We start from the raw sequence: 17,870 nt of genomic DNA, 5'->3' as shown, positions 1-17,870 counted from the left end.
CCGTGCCGGGCACCCGAGGGGCGCAACGGCCCGGAGTTGACTTCGCACGGTGCGTGCTTAATCGCGCGAAAGGGTGACCCACCCTGCGGGAACGAGTGATATTCGATCGTTACCTGGTCGAATCGCGGCAGTGACATGTGATTTACGTCACAGGGCATATGTCACCTATCGGGTGATAGGTCAGGCGGCACCCAACCCAGGAACCGATCCATCGCCCGGAGGCCGACGCGCGACGGCACGGCGCGCATGGCCGCGTCCCGCAGCGCCACCGCGACGGGGTTGCGGAGCCGGTGCCCGACCCGACCCATCATCCGCGACGCCCTGGCGACCGACTGCGTGCGCGGGCGGCGTTGCCGGTCGTACTCGGCGAGCGCGCCGGGCACGTCCCGGCCCGCACGGGCGCACGCGGCGGCGAGCACCACGGCGTCCTCGAAGGCCATGCACGCGCCTTGTCCCAGGTACGGCGTCATGGCGTGCGCGGCGTCGCCCAGCAGCGCCACCCGTCCGCGGACGAACGTCGGCAGCGGCGCGGCCAGCTCGTGGACGTCGTGCCGGAGCACGGTCCCCGGCGGCGTCGCGTCCAGCACCTCCGCGATCGGGTGGTGCCAGCCGTCGACGAGCCGCCGCACCTCCCCCAGCTCGTCGTCCGAGCGGCCGCCCTCCGGCGCGACGGTGGCGGCGAACCAGCACACCCGGCCGTCGCCCAGCGGCAGCACGCCGAACTCCGAGCCCGGCCCGAGCGTCTGGCCGATCTCCAGGTCCGCCGGGAACCGGGCCTCCGTCACGCTCCGCCACGCCGTCGTGCCCACGTACACCGGCTGGGGCATCGTCGGGAACAACGCCTGCCTGATCCGGCTGCGGATGCCGTCCGCCGCCACCACGAGGTCCGCGTCCAGGTCGTCGACCGACCGCACGTCGGTGTCGGTGACCAGGCACGCCTCCGGCAGCGCCGACCGCAGCACGCGGTGCAGGTCGGCCCGGTGCACGGCCACCAGGTGGTCCAGCCGCGCGGCGTCGACGTACGTCAGCGGCCGCCCCTTCCGGTCGCGGACGCCGCCCGCGACGCGGGGCGTGCCGATCCGGCGCACCTCGCCCTCCAGCCCGAGCGCGGCCAGCGCGCGCATCGCGTTCGGCATCACGCCGACGCCCGCGCCGACCTCGCCGAACTCCGGGGCGCGTTCGAGCACCACGACGTCCCAGCCGACCAGCCGCAACGCGATCGCCGCCGTGAGGCCGCCGAGCCCGCCGCCCACCACCACCGCTTTCATCCCCAGCTCCTTCTACACCTGTAGAGAACGCTACTCTACAGGTGTAGAAGGAGGTGCCGGCGTGACTACCGGGCGCAGGGCCGCGCTGGCCGACGCGGCGATCCACATCGTGGCCACGCGGGGCATGCGCGGGCTGACCCACCGCGCGGTGGACGCCGAGGCGGGCGTGCCGGCCGGCTCGACGTCGGCGTACTTCCGCACCCGCAAGGCCCTGGTGGAGGGGGTCGTGCGGCGGCTCGCCGAGCTGGACGGCGCGGAGGTGGACGAGGCGGGCGTCGGCCTCCCGCTCGACCCGGACCAGCTCGCCGAGGCCATCGCCCACGTGCTGGACCGGTGGATGACCACCGCCCGGGAGCGCACCCTCGCCCGCTACGCGTGCCTGCTGGAGGCCACCCACCACCCCGAGCTGCGCGGCGTCCTGGCCCACGGCGCGCGCCCGCGGGCCCAGGCGACGGCGGTGCTGGCGGCGCTCGGCGCGGACGACCCGGAGCGGCGCGGCCGGGAGCTGGTGGCGTTCGTGGACGGGCTGCTGTTCGACCGGCTCGTCGGCGCGGGAGCCCTGGGCGCGGCCACCCCCGGCACCCCGGAGAGCCGGGCCGAGCTGGCGGCGGCGGTGCGGGCGGCGCTGCGCGGCGTGCTCGGGACATGAGTGGCGGCCGGCGCTATCGTTGATCGCATGGTGGGTTTCCAGGTCCTCTACCTCTGAGTTCGGGCAGCCGTCCACCCCCACGCCACGCGTGACGGGGTCTTCGAGCCATCCCTTGAACCAGGCGGAGATCACCTTGTCCCACATCGCTTTCCTCAACATCCCCGGCCACGGCCACGTCAACCCGACGCTGCCCGTCGTCACCGAGCTGGTGGAGCGCGGCCACCGGGTCACCTACGCGGTCGACCCCGGTTTCGCGGACGTCGTGGAGCGGGTCGGCGCGACCGCGGTCGCCTACCCGACCACGCTGCCCACCGACGACCGCGAGTGGCCCACCGGCATGGCGGCGGCCATGCGCCTGTTCCTCGCCGAGGCCAAGTCGGTGCTGCCGGTGCTGGAGGCCGCGTACGCGGACGACCGGCCGGACGTCGTCGTGTACGACATCGGCGCGTGGACCGCGCGCCTGCTGGCCGGCCGCTGGGGCGTGCCCGCGATCCAGTTCTCCCCCACCTTCGTCGCGTACGAGGGCTGGGAGGAGGACATGGGCGACCTGATCGACGACGAGGTGCGGGCGTTCTACGCCGAGCTGGACGAGTGGCTGGCCGCCGAGGGCGTGACCATCCCGGCCCGGACCTACGTCGGCCACCCGGACCGCGCGGTGGTGAGCATCGCGCGGGCGTTCCAGCCGCACGCCGAGTCCGTGCACCCGAAGTACACGTTCGTGGGACCGTGCCTCGGCGACCGGTCGTTCCAGGGCTCCTGGGAGCCGGTGGACGACCGGCCGGTGCTGCTGATCTCGTTCGGCTCGGCCTACACGAACGAGCCGGGGATCTACCGCGCGTGCTTCGAGGCGTTCGGCGACCTCGACTGGCACGTGGTGATGAACATCGGCAAGGTCGTCGACCCGGCCGAGCTGGGCGAGCCGCCCGCGAACACCGAGCTGCACCGGTGGTTGCCGCAGCTGGAGATCCTGTCGCACGCCAAGGCGTTCATCACGCACTGCGGCATGGGCGGCACGATGGAGGGGCTGTACCACGGCGTGCCGATGATCGGCCTGCCCGTGATCGGCGAGCAGGTCATGAACGCCCTGCGCCTGGTGGAACTCGGCGTCGGCCGGCACGTCCCGCGCGACGAGGTCACCGCCGAGGGGCTGCGCGCCGCCGTGCTGGAACTGGCCGACGACCCGGACGTGGCCGAACGGCTCGCCGCGATCAAGGCCGAGATCCGGGCCGCGGGAGGCACGCCCGCCGCGGCCGACGTGATCGAGTCGATGCTCGCCTGACGGTGACCGGGGGCGGCGCCGTCACGGTGCCGCCCCCGCTCGCGCCTACGCGGATCGCTCCTCGCTGCCCAGGCGCGGGAACGGGTCGGTCGAGAACACGACCTCCACCGGCACCTCGAAGTACTGCGCGATGCGCAGCGCGAGGTAGAGGCTCGGGCTGTACTCGCCGCGCTCCAGGTAGCCCACGGTCTGGTAGTGGATGCCCAACGCCTCGGACAGCTGCCGGCGTGACACACCCCGTTCCGCGCGCAGCATCGCGATCCGGTTGTAGACGCTTTCGCTCATCTCACCCTCTGCAACGCCGCCTGTCGGCGTTGCTCCATCTCCGCTCCGGACTCCCGGCGAGCCATCCGCCGCAGGATCGTAGGCGCTACCAGGAACCCGACCACCGCCCACACCCCGAGCACGCCGACCATCTCCAGCACGCGCCACGACCCGCCCAGCTCGGCGACCGCCGCCGAGTCGGGCAGCAGCACCGCCCTGGCGCCGTGAGCCGTCCAGTACAGCGGGAACACCTGCGCCACGCCCTGGAGCCACCCCGGCAGCGCGGTGATCGGGTAGAAGACGCCCGAGATCGCCGCGAGGCCCATCATCGGCAGCATCGACAGGCCCATCGCGCCGGACGGGCTCTTGGTGACCGACCCGGCCACCGCGCCCCACGGCAGCATCGCCGCCATGCCCAGCGCCAGCACCGCGAGCAGGGCGAGGAGACCGGCCACGCCCGCGTGCGCCAGCACGTTCACCAGGAACAGGCCCGGCACCAGCACGATCAGCAGGCTCAGCAGGTTGCCCAGCGCGGTCTCCACGGTGCGGCCGACCAGGTAGCCGACCATGCCGTGGGGCACCGCCTTGGCGCGCAGCAGCGTGCCGTCCTCGCGGTTGATCGCGAGCTGGCCCGCCGGTCCGACCAGGCTGCCGAACACGACGCTCATGGCGACCATGCTCGGCAGGGTGAGCGCGGCGAGCGTGACGGTGGACCCGTCGACCGCCGCATCGCGCTGGAACCACAGCACGGTCAGGAAACCGACCGCGACGAACACGTTGTACCACTGGTCGGAGCTGCCCAAGGAGTGGCGGAACTCGCGCAGCCCGCGCTCCGCGCCCAGCCGGATGGCGTGCGTCGTGGCGTTCACAGCACCGCCACCTCCTCCTCGGTCGCCCGTCCGCTCTCGTGCCGGTGCACGAGGGCCATGTACGTGTCCTCCAACGTGCTGCGGCGCACCTCGAGCTCGGTGATGCCCGACGTGTGCTGGCGGAACAGGTCGCGCACGAACTCCGTCGCGTCCTCCGCCGTGTGCACGTGGCGCAGGCCGCCGTGCGTCCAGCGGACCTCGGACTTGCCGGCGACCTGGCGGCTGAGCTGGTCGGGGCTGCCGTCGGCGATGATCCGGCCGCCCGCGAGCACCAGGATGCGGTCGGCCAGCTTCTCCGCCTCGGCCAGGTCGTGCGTGGTGAGCAGGATCGTCATGCCCTCCAGGTCGGACAGCCGGTGCACCAGGTCGTGGAAGTCCCGGCGCGCGTGCGGGTCGAACCCGGCGGTCGGCTCGTCGAGGAACAGCAGGTCGGGCTTGCCGACGATGCCGATCGCCACGTCCAGCCGGCGCCGCTGGCCGCCCGACAGGCTGCTGATCTTCTTGGTCGCGTGCTCGGTCAGGCCGACGGTCTCGACCAGCTCGTCGGTGTCGAACGGGCGCGACTTGCCGGGCGTGCGGTACGGCGCGTAGTAGCGGCCGAGGTGGTGCAGCAGCTCGCGCACCTTCCAGCGGCCGTGGTCGCGCCACGACTGCAGCACCACGCCGAGCCTGGCGCGCCACGCCTCGTCACCACGCGCCGGGTCCTGCCCGAGCACGCGGACGTGGCCGTCGGAGGGCAGCCGGAAGCCCTCCAGGATCTCGATCGTGGTCGTCTTGCCCGCGCCGTTGGGCCCGAGCAGGGCCACCACCTCACCCGGGCCCGCGGTGAAGTCGACCCCGTGCAGCACGTCCGTCGTGCCGTAGCGCATCCGCAGATCGCGCACCTCGATGACCAAGGACCCTCACCTCCCCCTCGTCAAAGTTCTCAGGCAGTTTGTAGCACACCTGCTATGGGTCGTACTACTACCGCGCCCATACGGGATATTTACTTCACGGCTTCGTGAAACTTCTGTACGTTGCGAAGTAGGTCCCTTTACGCACTGGGAGGTGTGCGAGATGACCGAAACGCTGTACTCCGAGCTGCCGACGAAGCGCAGCACGGCGTTCGACCCGCCCGCGGAGTTGGGGTTGCTCCGCGAGACGGCGCCGATCAGCCGGATGAGGTTCCCCGACGGGCACCTGGGGTGGCTCGTGACCAGCTACGCGCTGGCTCGCGAGGTGCACGCGGACCGGCGCTTCAGCAGCCGGGCCGAGTTGCAGCACTCGCCGCGCCGGGTCGCCGGCGAGCCGGTGTCACGACGCCCGCCGGCCAAGCCGGGCATGTTCATCTCGATGGACGCGCCCGACCACACCCGGTACCGGAAGCTGCTCACCGGGCAGTTCACCGTCCGGCGGATGAACGAGCTGATGCCGAGGATCGAGCAGATCGTGGCCGACCACCTGGCCGCGATGCGGGCCGCCGGCTCGCCGGTGGACCTGGTGGCGAACTTCGCGCTGCCGGTGCCGTCGCTGGTGATCTGCGAGCTGCTGGGGGTGCCGTACGAGGAGCGTGAGACGTTCCAGCAGGACACCGCCAAGGTGTTGAGCCTGGACTCCACGTTCGACGAGATCATGGCGGCGTTCGAGCGGCTGGAGGAGTTCGTGCTCCGGCTCGCGCGGCAGAAGCACGTCACGCCCGGCGACGACATGCTGTCCGGGCTGATCGCCACCGGTGAGCTGACCGACGAGGAAGTCGCCAACATGGGGCTGCTCCTCCTCATCGCGGGCCACGAGACGACGGCGAACATGCTCGGCATCGGCACGTTGGTCCTGCTGCGGCACCCCGAGCAGCTGGCGGCGCTGCGGGCCGACCCGTCGTTGGCGGACAACGCCGTCGAGGAGCTGATGCGGTACCTGTCGATCGTCCAGTTCGGCACGATCCGCACGGCGCTGGAGGACGTCGAGGTCGGCGGCGAGCTGGTCCGGGCGGGCGAGTCGGTGTCGATCTCCGTCGCGGCCGCCAACCGCGACCCGGACCGGTTCGAGCGGCCGGACGAGTTCGACATCCGGCGGCCCGCGTCGGGGCACATCGCGTTCGGCCACGGCGTGCACCAGTGCCTCGGGCAGCAGTTGGCGAGGATCGAGATGAGGGTCGGGTTCACCGCGCTGTTCCGGGAGTTCCCGGACCTGCGGCTCGCCGTGCCCGTCGAGGAGGTGCGGCTGCGGGACGACATGGCGATCTACGGGGTCCACGAGCTGCCGGTGGAGTTCTCGTGAGGATCGAGGTCGACCCGGAGCGGTGCGCGGGGTCGGGGATGTGCGCGTTGACCGACCCGGCGGTGTTCGACCAGGACCAGGTGGACGGGACGGTCGTGCTGTTGCGGCCGTCGCCGCCGGCGGGGCACGAGGAGGCGGCGCGCGAAGCGGCGCACCTGTGCCCGGCCGGCGCCATCCGCGTGCTGGAGTGACCCGGGCTGCCGGGACCGTCCGTCCGCGGGCGGTCCCGGCGGCGTTCGGTCTCAGCGGTGTTCGGTCCCGGCGTTCGGTCCCGGCTGCGTCTGGAAGTTCGCCGCGCGGCCCGGCCGGTCAGGCTGCCCCAGCAGGTCCGCGGAGTCCTAGCGAACCGCGCCGTCGAACCTGCGCGAACGCCGAACGGCTCAGAGCGAGAGGTGCACGCGCAGTGCCTCGTCCAGCTGCTTCAGCACGGCGGGCGGGAGGCCGCCGATCCGGGCGCGGAGCCTGGCCGCGGCGACCGTGCGCACCTGCTCGGCCTGCGCCTTCGAGTCCGCGCCGAGCCCGCAGTCCTTGGCGGGCAGGAGCACTTGGAACGGGTACACCCTCGCGGTGTTCGAGGTGATGGGCACGATCGTCACCACACCCCGGCCGCCCCGTCCGGCGGCCCGGTTCGCCGCGTCGTTGCTCACGACCACGGCCGGGCGGATCTTGTTGGCCTCGGCGCCCTGCGCCGGCTCCAGGTCCACCCAGTAGATGTCACCTCGCCGCATCGAGGACACCGTCAGGCGCGGTCACGTCCCACATGTCGGCTTCTCCCTCGGCTTCCCACTCTTCCCACGCGCTCGCGTAGGCGCTCTCCAGACCCGCCTCGCGCAACAGCGTGATCGCCTGGTGGATGACCGACGACCGCGAGGCGCTGCGATGTTGCCTCAGGTAGCGATCAACGAACTCTACGTCCTCCTCGGGGAGGCTCACACTGATTTTCATACCGTCGATGCTACCTCCGGTATTACCCGGTAGCCACCTCCGCCAGCCCGCTCCGCCGAGCCGCAGGACGCCAACCGCCGCCGGCCGTCCGCACCACCGGGACACACCCCACATCACCAGCGCCGGCGGCGCGTCCGCCACGAACGCCCGTACAGCACGTACGGCTCCAGCGCGGGTGCCGGGCACGGGCAGCACGACGTGGAAGACCAGCCGGTGAAGCAAAACCGAAAGCACATTTCAGGATCAATAAAATAGGAGTCAGCGAATGAGTCGGCTGGTGTAGCCCGCTGCGACGAGGCGCTCATAGGCGGCGTGAACCTTGGTGGGCACTTCTTGGGGGATGGCGTAGCCGGCCTCGGCGAACGCGCTGATCCGTTGGGTGTCGCCGACCAGCATGCTGATGACGAACTCGGCATCGCCGATCTCGGTCACGTAGTCGTCGATCGGTGGCCGGTGGGACGTGCAGACGACGTCCAGCTCGGGCCAAAGCTTCCTGCACGTGGCGTAGGCGCGGCGCTGCTGGTACGGCCGGGAAATCAGCACTGCCGAGAACACCTGGATGCCGTTGTTCTGCAACACCTTGCGACTGAGGGTGAAGTTCTCCGCCGTGTTCGCCGCCTCGGTCTCGATCAGGATCGCGTCGTCCGGCACGCCGTGCTCCAGGGCGTGTTCGCGGTAGTGGACGGCTTCTCCGCGCGGGAATCGCTTGACGGTCGTGGGGGCGTTCGCGCCGGTGAAGAGGAGCCGCGGAACGACGCCTGCCTTGTACAGCTCCACGGCTCGGACGGCTACGCCGATGTCGTGGCTGCCGAGACCGATCGCGATGTCGGCGGGCCGCACCTGGTGCCTCATGTCGTGGTACTCCCACAACGTCACGACGTCGGCGCGGTGCTCGTCCGGGATCACGGTGAAAGGCGGTAGGCCCACTTGAACCTGGCTCTTCGTGCTTTCAGCCGGTCGGCCTGTTCGTGAGCGGCCATGTCCCCACGATCACCCACGGTTCGTGGACAACAGCATGGACAATGATCTCCACCCGATCTCGTATGCAACGTTTCCGCAGGTGAAGCGGTGGGGCGGGTGGGGTTCGAACCCACGACCTGACGGATTATGAGTCCGCTGCTCTGACCGGCTGAGCTACCGCCCCCTGACGTGCGGTTCTGGAGGGTACAGATCTGGCTCCGCCGCGTCTCCACAACCCGGTACGGCGTGACCAAGCTGTGCACTGGCGGCTACGGGGCTCCGAGGTCGGCTGGCCGGTAGCCGGACGGGTAGCCGGGGTACGTGCGGTTCTTCGGGTCGTTCGTCAGGCGTGGTTCGCGGCGGGGTGGGAGGAGGCGGACGACGTTGGCCCTGAGGCGGAGGGCGGTGTGGGCCGTGCGGGTGAGCCAGAGCGGTTGGGGTGGGAAGCCGAACGCGGCGAGCATGGGGGCGTCGAGCATCGACAGGACGGCACGGGCGGTGAGGGCGCGGGGCGCCGGGTACCAGGAGCAGAACAGGTCGAGGGTGTACGTGCCGATCGCCCGGTTCGTGTCGCTGTACGTGAAGTGCTCGGCCTCGTACTGCCGCTTGAACGCCCGGTAGCCGCTGTAGGTGGCCGGGATGTCCTTGATCCCCATGCGCGCACCCACGGCCGAGTAGAAGTGGAACGCCGCCAGGCGCTCGTGGTCCGTCAACGGCCGCCAGCCGTACCGGGAGATCCACTCGATCGGGTCGAAGATGAACGTCGACAGCACGTACCGCATGTCGTCGTTCGAGATGTCGTACCGCCCGTGCAGCCGGTTCACCACGCGCAGCGCCTCCCGGCCCCGCGGCGAGTCGTAGCCGTGCTCGACCAGCTCGGCCATCAGCAACGCGGTGTCGTCGTACCGCTTCTGCGGCCTGCGCTCGAACTCGCCCGTCTTCGCCAGCAACGCCGAGATCGACGGCACGCAGTACGTCCGGAACAGCGCGAACTCCAGCGCCCGCACGTAGTCCCACGGGAACTCGTACCCGGACGAGATGCGCAGGATCTCCACGTGGTCGCGTTCCGGGTCCAGGGACGTGATGCGGCGCCGGTTCGCGAAGCGGTCACCCCGGCGTGAACCCCGAACGGAACCCGAAACGGCGTCCGGCGGTGGACCCGGGCGGGCGGCGGGGAGGTCGCGCGAGCGGTCGGCCATGTGCCCAGCCTGCCCGAGCGCGGCCGAAGAAAGTGCCCTCTGCCGGGTGACAATCGGCCACTCGTGGGTACCCCCGCCCCATGAGACGACGAAACCCCAGGTCGAGTGACCTGGGGCTGCCATCGCGCTCCCCCTACTGGATTCGAACCAGTAACCCTTCGATTAACAGTCGAATGCTCTGCCATTGAGCTAAGGGGGAATGTTCTGTTGTAGGCCGGGCCTCGCGGCCCGACAGGACGTAACTCTAGCGCATCCGCAACAGTGCTCGCGCACACCCCCCTGCCCATGCGGTAGGAAGGGTCGTGACCAGGCACGATCGGAGGAGAGGACACCTCATGAAGGGCATCCTGCTCGGCGCCGCCGTCGGCTACGTCCTAGGGGCGCGCGCCGGACGCCAGCGCTATGACCAGATCGTGCGCGCCTACCGCTCCCTGGCCGACCACCCGGCGGTCCAGGGCACGGCGGGCATCGTCCGCGCCAAGGTCGGCGAGAAGACCGGGTTCGGGCGGCACCAGCCGAACGCCAACGGCCACCGGCGCGAGACGGTCATCCCGCGCGCGAACTAGCGCGGGACGGAGCGGACGTAGCGGACGAAGCGGTGAAGTGCCGTGACCGACCCGGAACCCACCGGGGAGGTCACGGCACTTCGCGCCGCGGCCACCTCACGGCACCCGCGCCACGGCGAAGACGCGCCGGAACGGGAACCACGTCGTGCCGTCCGACCGCCGCGGGTACGCCTCGCGCAGCAGCGGCGCCAGCCGGGCCCGGAACTCGGCCCACCCCGCGTCGTCCAGCGCCGCCCGGACGGGCCGCAGCGCCGTCCCGCTGATCCACTCCAGCACGGCGTCCTCCCCCTCCAGCCGCTGGAGGTAGGTGGTCTCCCACGCGTCCACCGCGCAGCCGTCGAGCACGGCGGCGTAGCCCTCCGGTTCCAGCACCGGCGATGAGCGCAGCAACCCGCGCAGGGCGGGCCACGACGTGTCCACCAGGGACCGCACCAGCGAGTGCGACGGCCCGGCGAAGTTCCCCGGCACCTGCACCGCCAGCCACGCGCCGGACGGCAGGGACCGCACCCACTTCCGGAGCAGGTCGTCGTGCCCCGGCACCCACTGCAGCACCGCGTTGGTGACGACGACGTCGGTGTCCGGCGCGGGCTCCCACGACGTCACGTCGCCGACCCGCGCGTCGAGCCCGCGCGCCCGCGCCGCCGCCACCATCTCCGGGGACGAGTCCAGCGCCTCCACCTCGGCCGACGGCCACCGCTCGGCCAACGTCGAGGTCAGGTTCCCCGGCCCGCAGCCGAGGTCGACCACGCGGCGCGGCGCGGTGGCGCCCACGCGGGCGACCAGCTCGTGGAACGGCCGCGACCGGTGGTCGGCGAACGCCAGGTACTCGCCCGGATCCCACATGCGCACCCCCGGTTAACCAGTACGGACGTACTGCTTACCGTACGCGCACGACGCCGCGCCGGCCGCGCCAGGCGTCCCAGCCGACGCCACGCGTCCTAGCCGCGCAGCTGAGCGATCTTGTCCGCCACCGAGGCCGCGATCTCGCGCACGCTCTCGACGTCGCTGCCCGGGTCCGGCCGCACCTGCAGCACGACCCCGTCCTGACCGGCCACCTTGCGCTGGATGAACCACGCCGAGGCCGTCTCGCTGCGGTGCCGCGACTTGATGGACCCGGTCACGCGCTCGTGCACGACCTCGGGCACCTTGCCGGGCGCGGCGAGCGGGAACCGCTGCGGCGGCAGGTCGCGCAGCACCACGGCCTGACCGGCCGTGCCGTCCTCGACCGCCTCGATCACCGCCAGGGCGTTCCCGCTCCACGTCGCCTTGCTGATCAGGTGCCAGCCGACGCGCCGAGGACCGGGCAGCCACAGCCCGAACGTCGTCGCGACCAGCCACTCCGACCCCACCGCGGCCGACGCCAGCACGTGCTCGTCGGCGTCCAGCGTCCCGGTGAAGCCCTCCGGCGCACCCGACCCGAACACCCTCCGGAACAGCCTCATCACAGCCCGCCCGCCGCTTGTTGGCCCAACGCCTTGTGGTAGTCCTCCAGCGCGATCAGGTCGCCGAACAGGGCCCGGTACTCGTCGGGCTCCTCCACCGGCGACACCCGCCGCAACCGCGACTTGATCTCCGTGATCTGACCGGACACCAGGATCTGCTGCAACCGCGCCAGCACGCTCTGCACGTACCGGTACTCGTCGTCCGCCTTGACCCGCAGGGCCTCCACGGACAGCTCGGTCAGCACCGACCGCACGGCCTGCTGCCGGCACGCCTGCGACACGGCGTCCAGGAACGCGGGACCGGACAGCCCCGAGGACGCGCCGCCCGCCTCCCGGATCGCCTGGTGCAACGCCAGGTACGCGGGGTGCGTGAACGCCTCGTCGGGCAGCGAGTCGTAGTACGGGCCGGCCATCTCCGGCAGCTGCAGTGCGGCCTTCAACGCCTCCCGCTGCGCCCACAGCGCCGGGTCGCGCGGGTCGGGGCGCGGCGGGCCGGCGACGTCCACGGCCAGCGCGCCCTGGTTCGGGTCGACGGGGGCCGCGCGGCGCGCGGGAGCCGGGCCGCGGCCGTTGGCCGTCTCCCGCACCCGCCGCACGACGGCCGACTCGTCCTCCCAGCCGACCCACCACGCGAGCCGGGTCGCGTAGCCGTCGCGCTTGGCCCGGTCCTTGATCTGCGCCACGAACGGCACCATCGTCTTCAGCGCCTCGACCCGGCCGTCCACCGAGTCCAGGTCGTAGTCCTTCAACCGGGTCTTGATGGCGAACTCGAACAGCGGCGTGCGGCGGGCCACCAGGTCGCGCACCGCCACGTCCCCCTTGGCCTGGCGCAGCTCGCACGGGTCCATGCCGTCCGGCGCGATCGCGATGTACGTCTGCGCGGAGAACTGCTGCTCGCCCTCGAACGCCTTCAGCGCCGCCTTCTGCCCGGCCGCGTCGCCGTCGAACGTGAAGATCACCTCGCCGCTGACCGAGTCGTCGATCAGCAGGCGGCGCAGCACGTTCATGTGGTCGGCGCCGAACGCCGTGCCGCAGGACGCGACCGCCGTGGGCACGCCGGCGAGGTGCATCGCCATCACGTCGGTGTAGCCCTCGACCACGACGGCCTGCCGGCGCTTGGCGATCTCCCGCTTGGCCAGGTCCAGCCCGAACAGCACCTGGGACTTCTTGTAGATCGGACTCTCGCTGGTGTTGAGGTACTTGGCCTGGATCTGGTCGTCGTCGAAGATCCGGCGCGCGCCGAAGCCGACGACCTCGCCGCCCATGTCGCGGATCGGCCAGAGCAGGCGGCGGTGGAACCGGTCGATCGGCCCCTGCCTGCCCTCCTTGGTCAGCTGGGCCTTGATCAGCTCGGTCAGCTCGAACCCCCGCCCCAGGAGGTGCTTGGTGAGCTTGTCCCAGCCGGCGGGGGCGAACCCGCAGCCGAACTGGCGGGCCGCGGCCTCGTCGAACCCGCGTTGCGCCAGGAACTCGCGCGCGGCCAGCGCCTCGGGCGTCGCGAGCTGCTCGGCGTAGAACTCGGCGGCGACGCGGTGCGCCTCGATGAGCCGGCTGCGGGTGCCCCGGTCGCGCTGGACGGTCGCGCCGCCGCCCTCGTAGGTCAGCTGGATGCCGGCCCGGTCGGCGAGCCGCTCGACGGCCTCCACGAACCCGAGGTGCTCGATCTTCATCACGAACGCGATGACGTCGCCGCCCTCGCCGCAGCCGAAGCAGTGGAACGTGCCGTGCGAGGGGCGGACGTTGAACGACGGCGACTTCTCGTCGTGGAACGGGCACAGGCCCTTCAGCGCGCCGGAACCGGCTCCCCGCAGGGAGACGTGGTCGCCCACGACTTCGTCGATCCGGCTCCGGTCACGCACCAGTGCGACGTCGCTCTCCCTGATGCGTCCTGCCACAGCGACCGAGTCTAGTGCTGGCAGACTGGTGCTCGTGACCGCAGGCGAGGAGACCCTGGCAGCCGGGCCGACGTTGGTCTCGGCCTTCACCGGCCACCGCTCGCACCTGATCGGCGTCGCCTACCGGCTTACCGGCAGCGTCGCGGACGCCGAGGACGCGGTGCAGGAGGCGTGGCTGCGGCTCGCCGGGCTGACCGACGAGGCGCGCGCGGGCATCCGCGACCTGCGCGGCTGGCTGACCACGGTGGTGGGGCGGATCTGCCTGGACCGGCTGCGGTCGGCGGCGGTGCGGCGGGAGCGGTACGTCGGGCAGTGGCTGCCCGAGCCGCTGGTCACGTCCGACGAGGACGACCCGTTGCACGCCGTGGTGCGCGACGACGGCGTGCGGATGGCGGCACTGGTCGTGCTGGACCGGCTCACGCCCGAGCAGCGGGTGGCGTTCGTGCTGCACGACGCGTTCGACCTGCCGTTCGCGGAGATCGCCGAGGCGTTGGGCTGCACGGTCGCCACGGCGCGCCAGCACGCGTCACGGGGCCGTCGCGCGGCGGCCGTCGCCGAGCCGCCGCCGCGGGTGGCGCTGGAGGAGCAGCGCGAGGTGCTGGAGCGGTTCGTGCGGGCGCTGGCCTCCGGTGACGTGGACGCGGTGATCGGCGTGCTGCACCCGGACGTGGTGCTGGTCGGCGACGCCGGCGGCAAGGCGCGGACGGCGATCAACGTGGTCAGCGGCCGGGAGAAGGTGGCCCGGTTCGCGCTCGGCCTGCTGCGCAAGTACGGGGGCATGCCGTCGGGCGCCATCACGCTGGTCAACGGCGACCTGGGCCTGGTGCTGCCGGACCAGGGCGACCTGACCCGGCGGGTGTCCACGTTCGTGGTCCGGGACGGCGCGGTCGCGGCCATGTACGACTTCGCCAACCCCGACAAGCTCGGCCACGTGCCGTTCCCGGACCACGGGTGACACCGGTGTTCAGGGCATCGGCAGGCGGCACGCGTCGCCCGACGTGAACCCCTGGTCGGTGATCCCGAACGCCGAGTTGAACCGGCCGCGCTGGTTCTCCAGCGCGATCAGGTAGGTCAGCTCGACCAGCCCCTGGTGCCCGAGCCTCCGGTCCAGCTCGGCGACCTGCTCGTCGGTGACCGCGGTGGGCGTCTCGGTCATCGCGTCGGCGTAGGCGAGGGCCAGCTTCTCCAGCTCGGTGTACTTGTCGGAGGTCCGGTAGTCGTGGATCTCCTTGAGCCGGTCGACGTCGAGCCCCTCGTGCTTGATGAGCATGGTGCCGAAGTCCACGCACCACGAGCAGCCCAGCTTCACCGCGGTGAGGTAGACCACCAGCTCCCGCAACGACACGGGCAGCGTCTTCGCCGCCTTCTCCACGGCCAGCTCGTGCCGGGCGCCGGCGACGAACAGCTTCGTGTGGTGGGCGGACACGGTGAACGGCTCGGGCACCGCGCCGAACCGCCGCTTGGCGAACCGGTAGGCGAGCCGCACCAGCGGGTTGGCCTGCTTGGTCGTGACGACCGGGATCCTCGGCATGTCCCCTCCTCGTTTCGGGTCTTCACCCGGTGGACGAGGAGGGGGCCGGGAACGTGACGGCCTCAGCCGCGGTTGCGGTCGCGGTCGCGGCTACGGCTTCGCGACCTGGGCCAGGAAGAAGATCGCGCCGGTGTCGACGTGCCGCACGAGCAGCAGGTAGGGCCGGTCGACGCGGACCGTGCGGGCGGGCTCGTCCGGGACGAACGACGTCATGCGCATCACCACGGCGGTCGCCGCCGCGCCCTCGAAGCCCTGCTCGTCCAGCCGCAGCACGGCCTCGTGCACCACCTCGTCCACGTACAGCCGCGGGTCGGGGCTCAGGCCGGTGAGGTCGGCCGCGTCGGTGAAGATCGCGCGCACGCCCACCTGCCGCAGCGCCGAGCCGAGCGTCACGTTCACGGACAGGTCCAGCTTCGGCAGGAACAGCTCGACCCGCTCCCGGTCCAGCGCGCCCAGCGCCTCGGGGACGCCTTCCGTGCCGCCCAGCTCGTCGTCGGGCAGCAGCACGACCGCCTCGACGCCGCCGCGCGCGGGCACCGCCACGGCCTGCCAGCCGGCGGCCCGGCCGTACCGCACCGTGCCCTCGCGGCGCATGGTCGGCACCGTCCCCGCGCCGCGGAACGGCAGGTCGGCGGTGTCGTGCTCGGGGAACTCCGCGGTCCACGCCGCCTTCAGGTACAGCGCGTTGACCAGCGTCGCGACGGTGTCGGACGTGATGTGACCGGGCGCGAGCAGCTCGGGGATCAGCTGGTGCGTGGTCTCGGCGACGTCGGCGTTGATGAGCTTGCGCGCGCCCTCCGGGTCCGCGGCGAACGGCGCGGAGCGGACCTTCGCGCCCGGCCAGCCCGCGAGGTCGGTGAGGAAGCCGTCGTTGACCGGCAGCCCTTCCCACGCCCAGAGCGTGTTGGCGACGGCGAACTCCGCGTCGTCGCCGACCACCGCGCCCTTGAGCACCTTGGCGTGGTCCGTGCCGAGCAGCGCGACCAGCTCCGCCTCCGTCTCGCCCCTCGCGGCCTGCGCGGCCATGCCGAGCGCGCTCGCCACCGAGTACGGCGACCAGCAGGCGTTGCTCGCGCGGTCGGGCGCGACGGCGTCGTGCAGGGTGAGGGCGAACGTCAGGTGCGCTCGATCAGGCACTGGGTCTCCTCGACCGTGGCGGACTCGTCGGGGTCGGACTCGTCCGGGATGGGGCGTTCGCCCGCGCCGCTCACCGGGCCGGGCGGTCGGGGGTGGCGGGGTTCGCGCACCCCGGCGGAACCGCCGCCGGGCGGGTCGTCGGGACCGTCGTACGGCAACTCGCGGGCGACGTGCACCGGGTCACGGCTCGGTCGGCGCCACGGCCACCGGCGACCCGGAGGTCGGCTGGAGTCATCGGCCATGACGTCGAGTGTGCCACCGGTCACGCGGTCCCGGGGTCGGCCGGGGCGCCGCGGTCCGCCAGGGCCCTCCGCCACGCGACGGCCTGCGCGTCGGTCAGCGAGGCGACCTGGTCCACGACGACGCGCAGCCGCTCGGCGTCGTTGCCCGCGGCGGCCCAGGCGGGCCGGAACGCCGGGTCCAGCGTGTGCGGCGCGCCGGCCAGCAGCAGGTGGACGAGTTCGGCGACCAGCTCCCGCTGCACGGCCTGCATCGCGAGCCGTGACGGGTCGCTCATCACGTACCGCACCGCCACCGCCTTCAGCAGCGCCACCTCGGCCGCGACCTGCGGCGGGACGACCAGGTCGGCCTGGTAGCGGCTCAGCGGGCCGTCGCCGTGCACCTCGCGGGTGGCCCCGACGGCGGCCGACGCGAACCGGCCGACCAGCTCGCTCGTGAGGCGCTTCAACGCCACCTGCGCGCGCAGCGACCCGTCGTACTCGGCCAGTTCCGCGATGACCGGCAGGGCCAGCAGCTCCGCGGCGGTGGCTTCGAGCGTGGAGACCGGCTCGTCGGAGAAGTGCTTGGCGGCCAGGCCCGCGATGGCGGCGCGCTCCACCGGGTCGCCGAGCGCGGACAGGCTGATCCGGTGGGCGAGGACGCCGTCCTCCACGTCGTGCACGGAGTAGGCGACGTCGTCGGCCCAGTCCATCACCTGCGCCTCCAGGCAGCGCTTGCGATCCGGCGCGCCTTCCCGCAGCCACGTGAACACGTCGAGGTCGTCGTCGTAGGCGCCGAACTTCGCCATCCCCGGCCGGCGGGTCCACGGGTACTTGGTGGCGGCGTCGAGGCACGCGCGGGTGAGGTTGAGGCCCTGGGCGGTCTTGGGTTCGAGCCGGGTCAGGATGCGCAACGTCTGGGCGTTGCCCTCGAAGCCGCCGCACGGCCCGGCCAGCTCGTCCAGCGCGCGTTCCCCGTTGTGCCCGAACGGCGGGTGCCCGATGTCGTGCGCGAGGCCGGCCGTGTCGACGACGTCCGGGTCGCACCCGAGCTCCTCGCCGATGCCGCGGCCGATCTGGGCGACCTCCAGCGAGTGGGTCAGCCGGGTCCGCGGCACGCCGGTGACCTCGGCGCCCTCGCCGGGCCCGACGACCTGGGTCTTGCCCGCGAGCCGGCGCAGGGCAGCCGAGTGCAGCACCCGCGCCCGGTCCCGCGAGAACGGCGTGCGCCGCTCGGTGCGGGCGCCGGGCAGCACCGCTCCCTTGGGCTCCTCGGGGAGCAGCCGCGCGGAATCGTGCTCGGTGTAGCCAGAACCGGTGTGGCCCGAGCCGGTGTGGCCCGGACCGGTGTAGCGCTGACTCATCCACCCAGCGTAAGGGCGAGCGGGCCAC

21 protein-coding genes and 2 tRNA genes are annotated in these 17,870 nt (G+C 72.2%); 6 read left to right on the top strand and 17 right to left on the bottom strand.

From position 1 onward, the window contains the following. Positions 1-161 precede the first annotated feature (161 nt). Positions 162-1,268 carry an FAD-dependent monooxygenase gene (locus ACRAKH_RS07345; RefSeq protein WP_380722185.1) on the bottom strand — a complete coding sequence of 369 codons (1,107 nt, stop codon included), beginning with the start codon at positions 1,266-1,268 and terminating at the stop codon, positions 162-164. A gap of 61 nt (positions 1,269-1,329) precedes the next feature. On the opposite strand from ACRAKH_RS07345, the gene ACRAKH_RS07340 reads away from it, so the two are divergent. Together ACRAKH_RS07340 and ACRAKH_RS07335 are read left to right on the top strand one after the other, a co-directional pair. Beyond that, positions 1,330-1,917, top strand: coding sequence for a TetR/AcrR family transcriptional regulator (locus tag ACRAKH_RS07340; protein ID WP_447009700.1), 588 nt, complete (start codon positions 1,330-1,332; stop codon positions 1,915-1,917). A gap of 88 nt (positions 1,918-2,005) precedes the next feature. After that, complete coding sequence (locus tag ACRAKH_RS07335; protein ID WP_380722189.1) at positions 2,006-3,196, top strand: macrolide family glycosyltransferase; 1,191 nt, start codon at positions 2,006-2,008, stop codon at positions 3,194-3,196. A 45-nt stretch (positions 3,197-3,241) separates the two neighbouring features. Here ACRAKH_RS07335 and ACRAKH_RS07330 read toward each other — a convergent pair whose 3' ends face one another. From ACRAKH_RS07330 to ACRAKH_RS07320, 3 genes are read right to left on the bottom strand one after another with little or no spacing between them, the layout of a single operon-like run. Beyond that, positions 3,242-3,481, bottom strand: coding sequence for a helix-turn-helix transcriptional regulator (locus ACRAKH_RS07330; RefSeq protein ID WP_380722191.1), 240 nt, complete (start codon positions 3,479-3,481; stop codon positions 3,242-3,244). Beyond that, on the bottom strand, positions 3,478-4,329 hold the full coding sequence (locus tag ACRAKH_RS07325) for an ABC transporter permease (RefSeq protein WP_380722193.1): 852 nt from the start codon (positions 4,327-4,329) through the stop codon (positions 3,478-3,480). Before ACRAKH_RS07325 ends, ACRAKH_RS07330 begins: the two co-directional genes overlap by 4 nt. Continuing rightward, positions 4,326-5,198 (bottom strand): ABC transporter ATP-binding protein, encoded by an 873-nt coding sequence (locus tag ACRAKH_RS07320; RefSeq protein ID WP_380722221.1) that lies wholly within the window; start codon positions 5,196-5,198, stop codon positions 4,326-4,328. Before ACRAKH_RS07320 ends, ACRAKH_RS07325 begins: the two co-directional genes overlap by 4 nt. 187 nt (positions 5,199-5,385) lie before the next feature. Between ACRAKH_RS07320 and ACRAKH_RS07315 the strand changes: the two genes are divergently transcribed. Further along, positions 5,386-6,585, top strand: coding sequence for a cytochrome P450 (locus ACRAKH_RS07315; protein WP_380722195.1), 1,200 nt, complete (start codon positions 5,386-5,388; stop codon positions 6,583-6,585). Next, positions 6,582-6,776 carry a ferredoxin gene (locus tag ACRAKH_RS07310; protein WP_380722197.1) on the top strand — a complete coding sequence of 65 codons (195 nt, stop codon included), beginning with the start codon at positions 6,582-6,584 and terminating at the stop codon, positions 6,774-6,776. The genes ACRAKH_RS07315 and ACRAKH_RS07310 overlap by 4 nt, the downstream gene beginning before the upstream one ends. A 189-nt stretch (positions 6,777-6,965) precedes the next feature. Here the strand turns inward: ACRAKH_RS07310 and ACRAKH_RS07305 are convergent, their stop codons facing one another. The 6 genes from ACRAKH_RS07305 to ACRAKH_RS07280 form a co-directional block, all read right to left on the bottom strand. Beyond that, positions 6,966-7,313, bottom strand: coding sequence for a type II toxin-antitoxin system PemK/MazF family toxin (locus ACRAKH_RS07305; protein WP_380722199.1), 348 nt, complete (start codon positions 7,311-7,313; stop codon positions 6,966-6,968). Then, a complete protein-coding gene (locus ACRAKH_RS07300; RefSeq protein WP_380722201.1) occupies positions 7,300-7,530 on the bottom strand; it encodes a ribbon-helix-helix domain-containing protein in 231 nt (76 codons plus the stop codon). The genes ACRAKH_RS07305 and ACRAKH_RS07300 overlap by 14 nt, the downstream gene beginning before the upstream one ends. 258 nt (positions 7,531-7,788) lie before the next feature. Further along, positions 7,789-8,433, bottom strand: a complete 645-nt coding sequence (locus ACRAKH_RS07295; protein WP_380722223.1) for a YdcF family protein — start codon at positions 8,431-8,433, stop codon at positions 7,789-7,791. Between the two features lie 166 nt (positions 8,434-8,599). Then, a tRNA-Ile gene (locus ACRAKH_RS07290) sits at positions 8,600-8,674 on the bottom strand. Positions 8,675-8,759: 85 nt separating this feature from the next. Next, positions 8,760-9,689: an oxygenase MpaB family protein gene (locus ACRAKH_RS07285; RefSeq protein ID WP_447009699.1), complete on the bottom strand. Its 930-nt coding sequence runs from the start codon at positions 9,687-9,689 to the stop codon at positions 8,760-8,762. A gap of 127 nt (positions 9,690-9,816) precedes the next feature. Then, a tRNA-Asn gene (locus ACRAKH_RS07280) sits at positions 9,817-9,888 on the bottom strand. Between the two features lie 136 nt (positions 9,889-10,024). Between ACRAKH_RS07280 and ACRAKH_RS07275 the strand changes: the two genes are divergently transcribed. After that, positions 10,025-10,255, top strand: a complete 231-nt coding sequence (locus ACRAKH_RS07275; protein WP_380722205.1) for a hypothetical protein — start codon at positions 10,025-10,027, stop codon at positions 10,253-10,255. Between the two features lie 96 nt (positions 10,256-10,351). Here the strand turns inward: ACRAKH_RS07275 and ACRAKH_RS07270 are convergent, their stop codons facing one another. From ACRAKH_RS07270 to dnaG, 3 genes are all read right to left on the bottom strand, one after another. Further along, the gene (locus tag ACRAKH_RS07270; RefSeq protein ID WP_380722207.1) at positions 10,352-11,098 is read right to left on the bottom strand and encodes a trans-aconitate 2-methyltransferase; all 747 of its coding nucleotides are present in this window, start codon (positions 11,096-11,098) and stop codon (positions 10,352-10,354) included. A gap of 95 nt (positions 11,099-11,193) precedes the next feature. Next, complete coding sequence (locus ACRAKH_RS07265; RefSeq protein WP_380722209.1) at positions 11,194-11,697, bottom strand: hypothetical protein; 504 nt, start codon at positions 11,695-11,697, stop codon at positions 11,194-11,196. Next, complete coding sequence (gene dnaG, locus ACRAKH_RS07260; RefSeq protein WP_447009698.1) at positions 11,697-13,592, bottom strand: DNA primase; 1,896 nt, start codon at positions 13,590-13,592, stop codon at positions 11,697-11,699. The genes ACRAKH_RS07265 and dnaG overlap by 1 nt, the downstream gene beginning before the upstream one ends. Positions 13,593-13,626: 34 nt before the next feature. On the opposite strand from dnaG, the gene ACRAKH_RS07255 reads away from it, so the two are divergent. Further along, positions 13,627-14,547, top strand: coding sequence for a sigma-70 family RNA polymerase sigma factor (locus tag ACRAKH_RS07255; protein ID WP_380722213.1), 921 nt, complete (start codon positions 13,627-13,629; stop codon positions 14,545-14,547). A gap of 9 nt (positions 14,548-14,556) precedes the next feature. Here the strand turns inward: ACRAKH_RS07255 and ACRAKH_RS07250 are convergent, their stop codons facing one another. The 4 genes from ACRAKH_RS07250 to ACRAKH_RS07235 all read right to left on the bottom strand — a co-directional run bounded on the left by ACRAKH_RS07250 (position 14,557) and on the right by ACRAKH_RS07235 (position 17,842). After that, positions 14,557-15,123, bottom strand: coding sequence for a carboxymuconolactone decarboxylase family protein (locus ACRAKH_RS07250; RefSeq protein WP_380722215.1), 567 nt, complete (start codon positions 15,121-15,123; stop codon positions 14,557-14,559). Positions 15,124-15,213: 90 nt separating this feature from the next. Next, positions 15,214-16,260: a serpin family protein gene (locus ACRAKH_RS07245; protein ID WP_447009697.1), complete on the bottom strand. Its 1,047-nt coding sequence runs from the start codon at positions 16,258-16,260 to the stop codon at positions 15,214-15,216. Beyond that, a complete protein-coding gene (locus ACRAKH_RS07240; protein WP_380723499.1) occupies positions 16,239-16,502 on the bottom strand; it encodes a hypothetical protein in 264 nt (87 codons plus the stop codon). Before ACRAKH_RS07240 ends, ACRAKH_RS07245 begins: the two co-directional genes overlap by 22 nt. Positions 16,503-16,522: 20 nt before the next feature. Then, positions 16,523-17,842, bottom strand: a complete 1,320-nt coding sequence (locus ACRAKH_RS07235) for a deoxyguanosinetriphosphate triphosphohydrolase (protein ID WP_380723498.1) — start codon at positions 17,840-17,842, stop codon at positions 16,523-16,525. Positions 17,843-17,870: the final 28 nt, after the last annotated feature.

Source organism: Saccharothrix hoggarensis (genome assembly GCF_052936025.1).
Note: the sequence above shows the minus strand (reverse complement) of the source record. Positions and strands in the feature narration are given on the sequence as shown.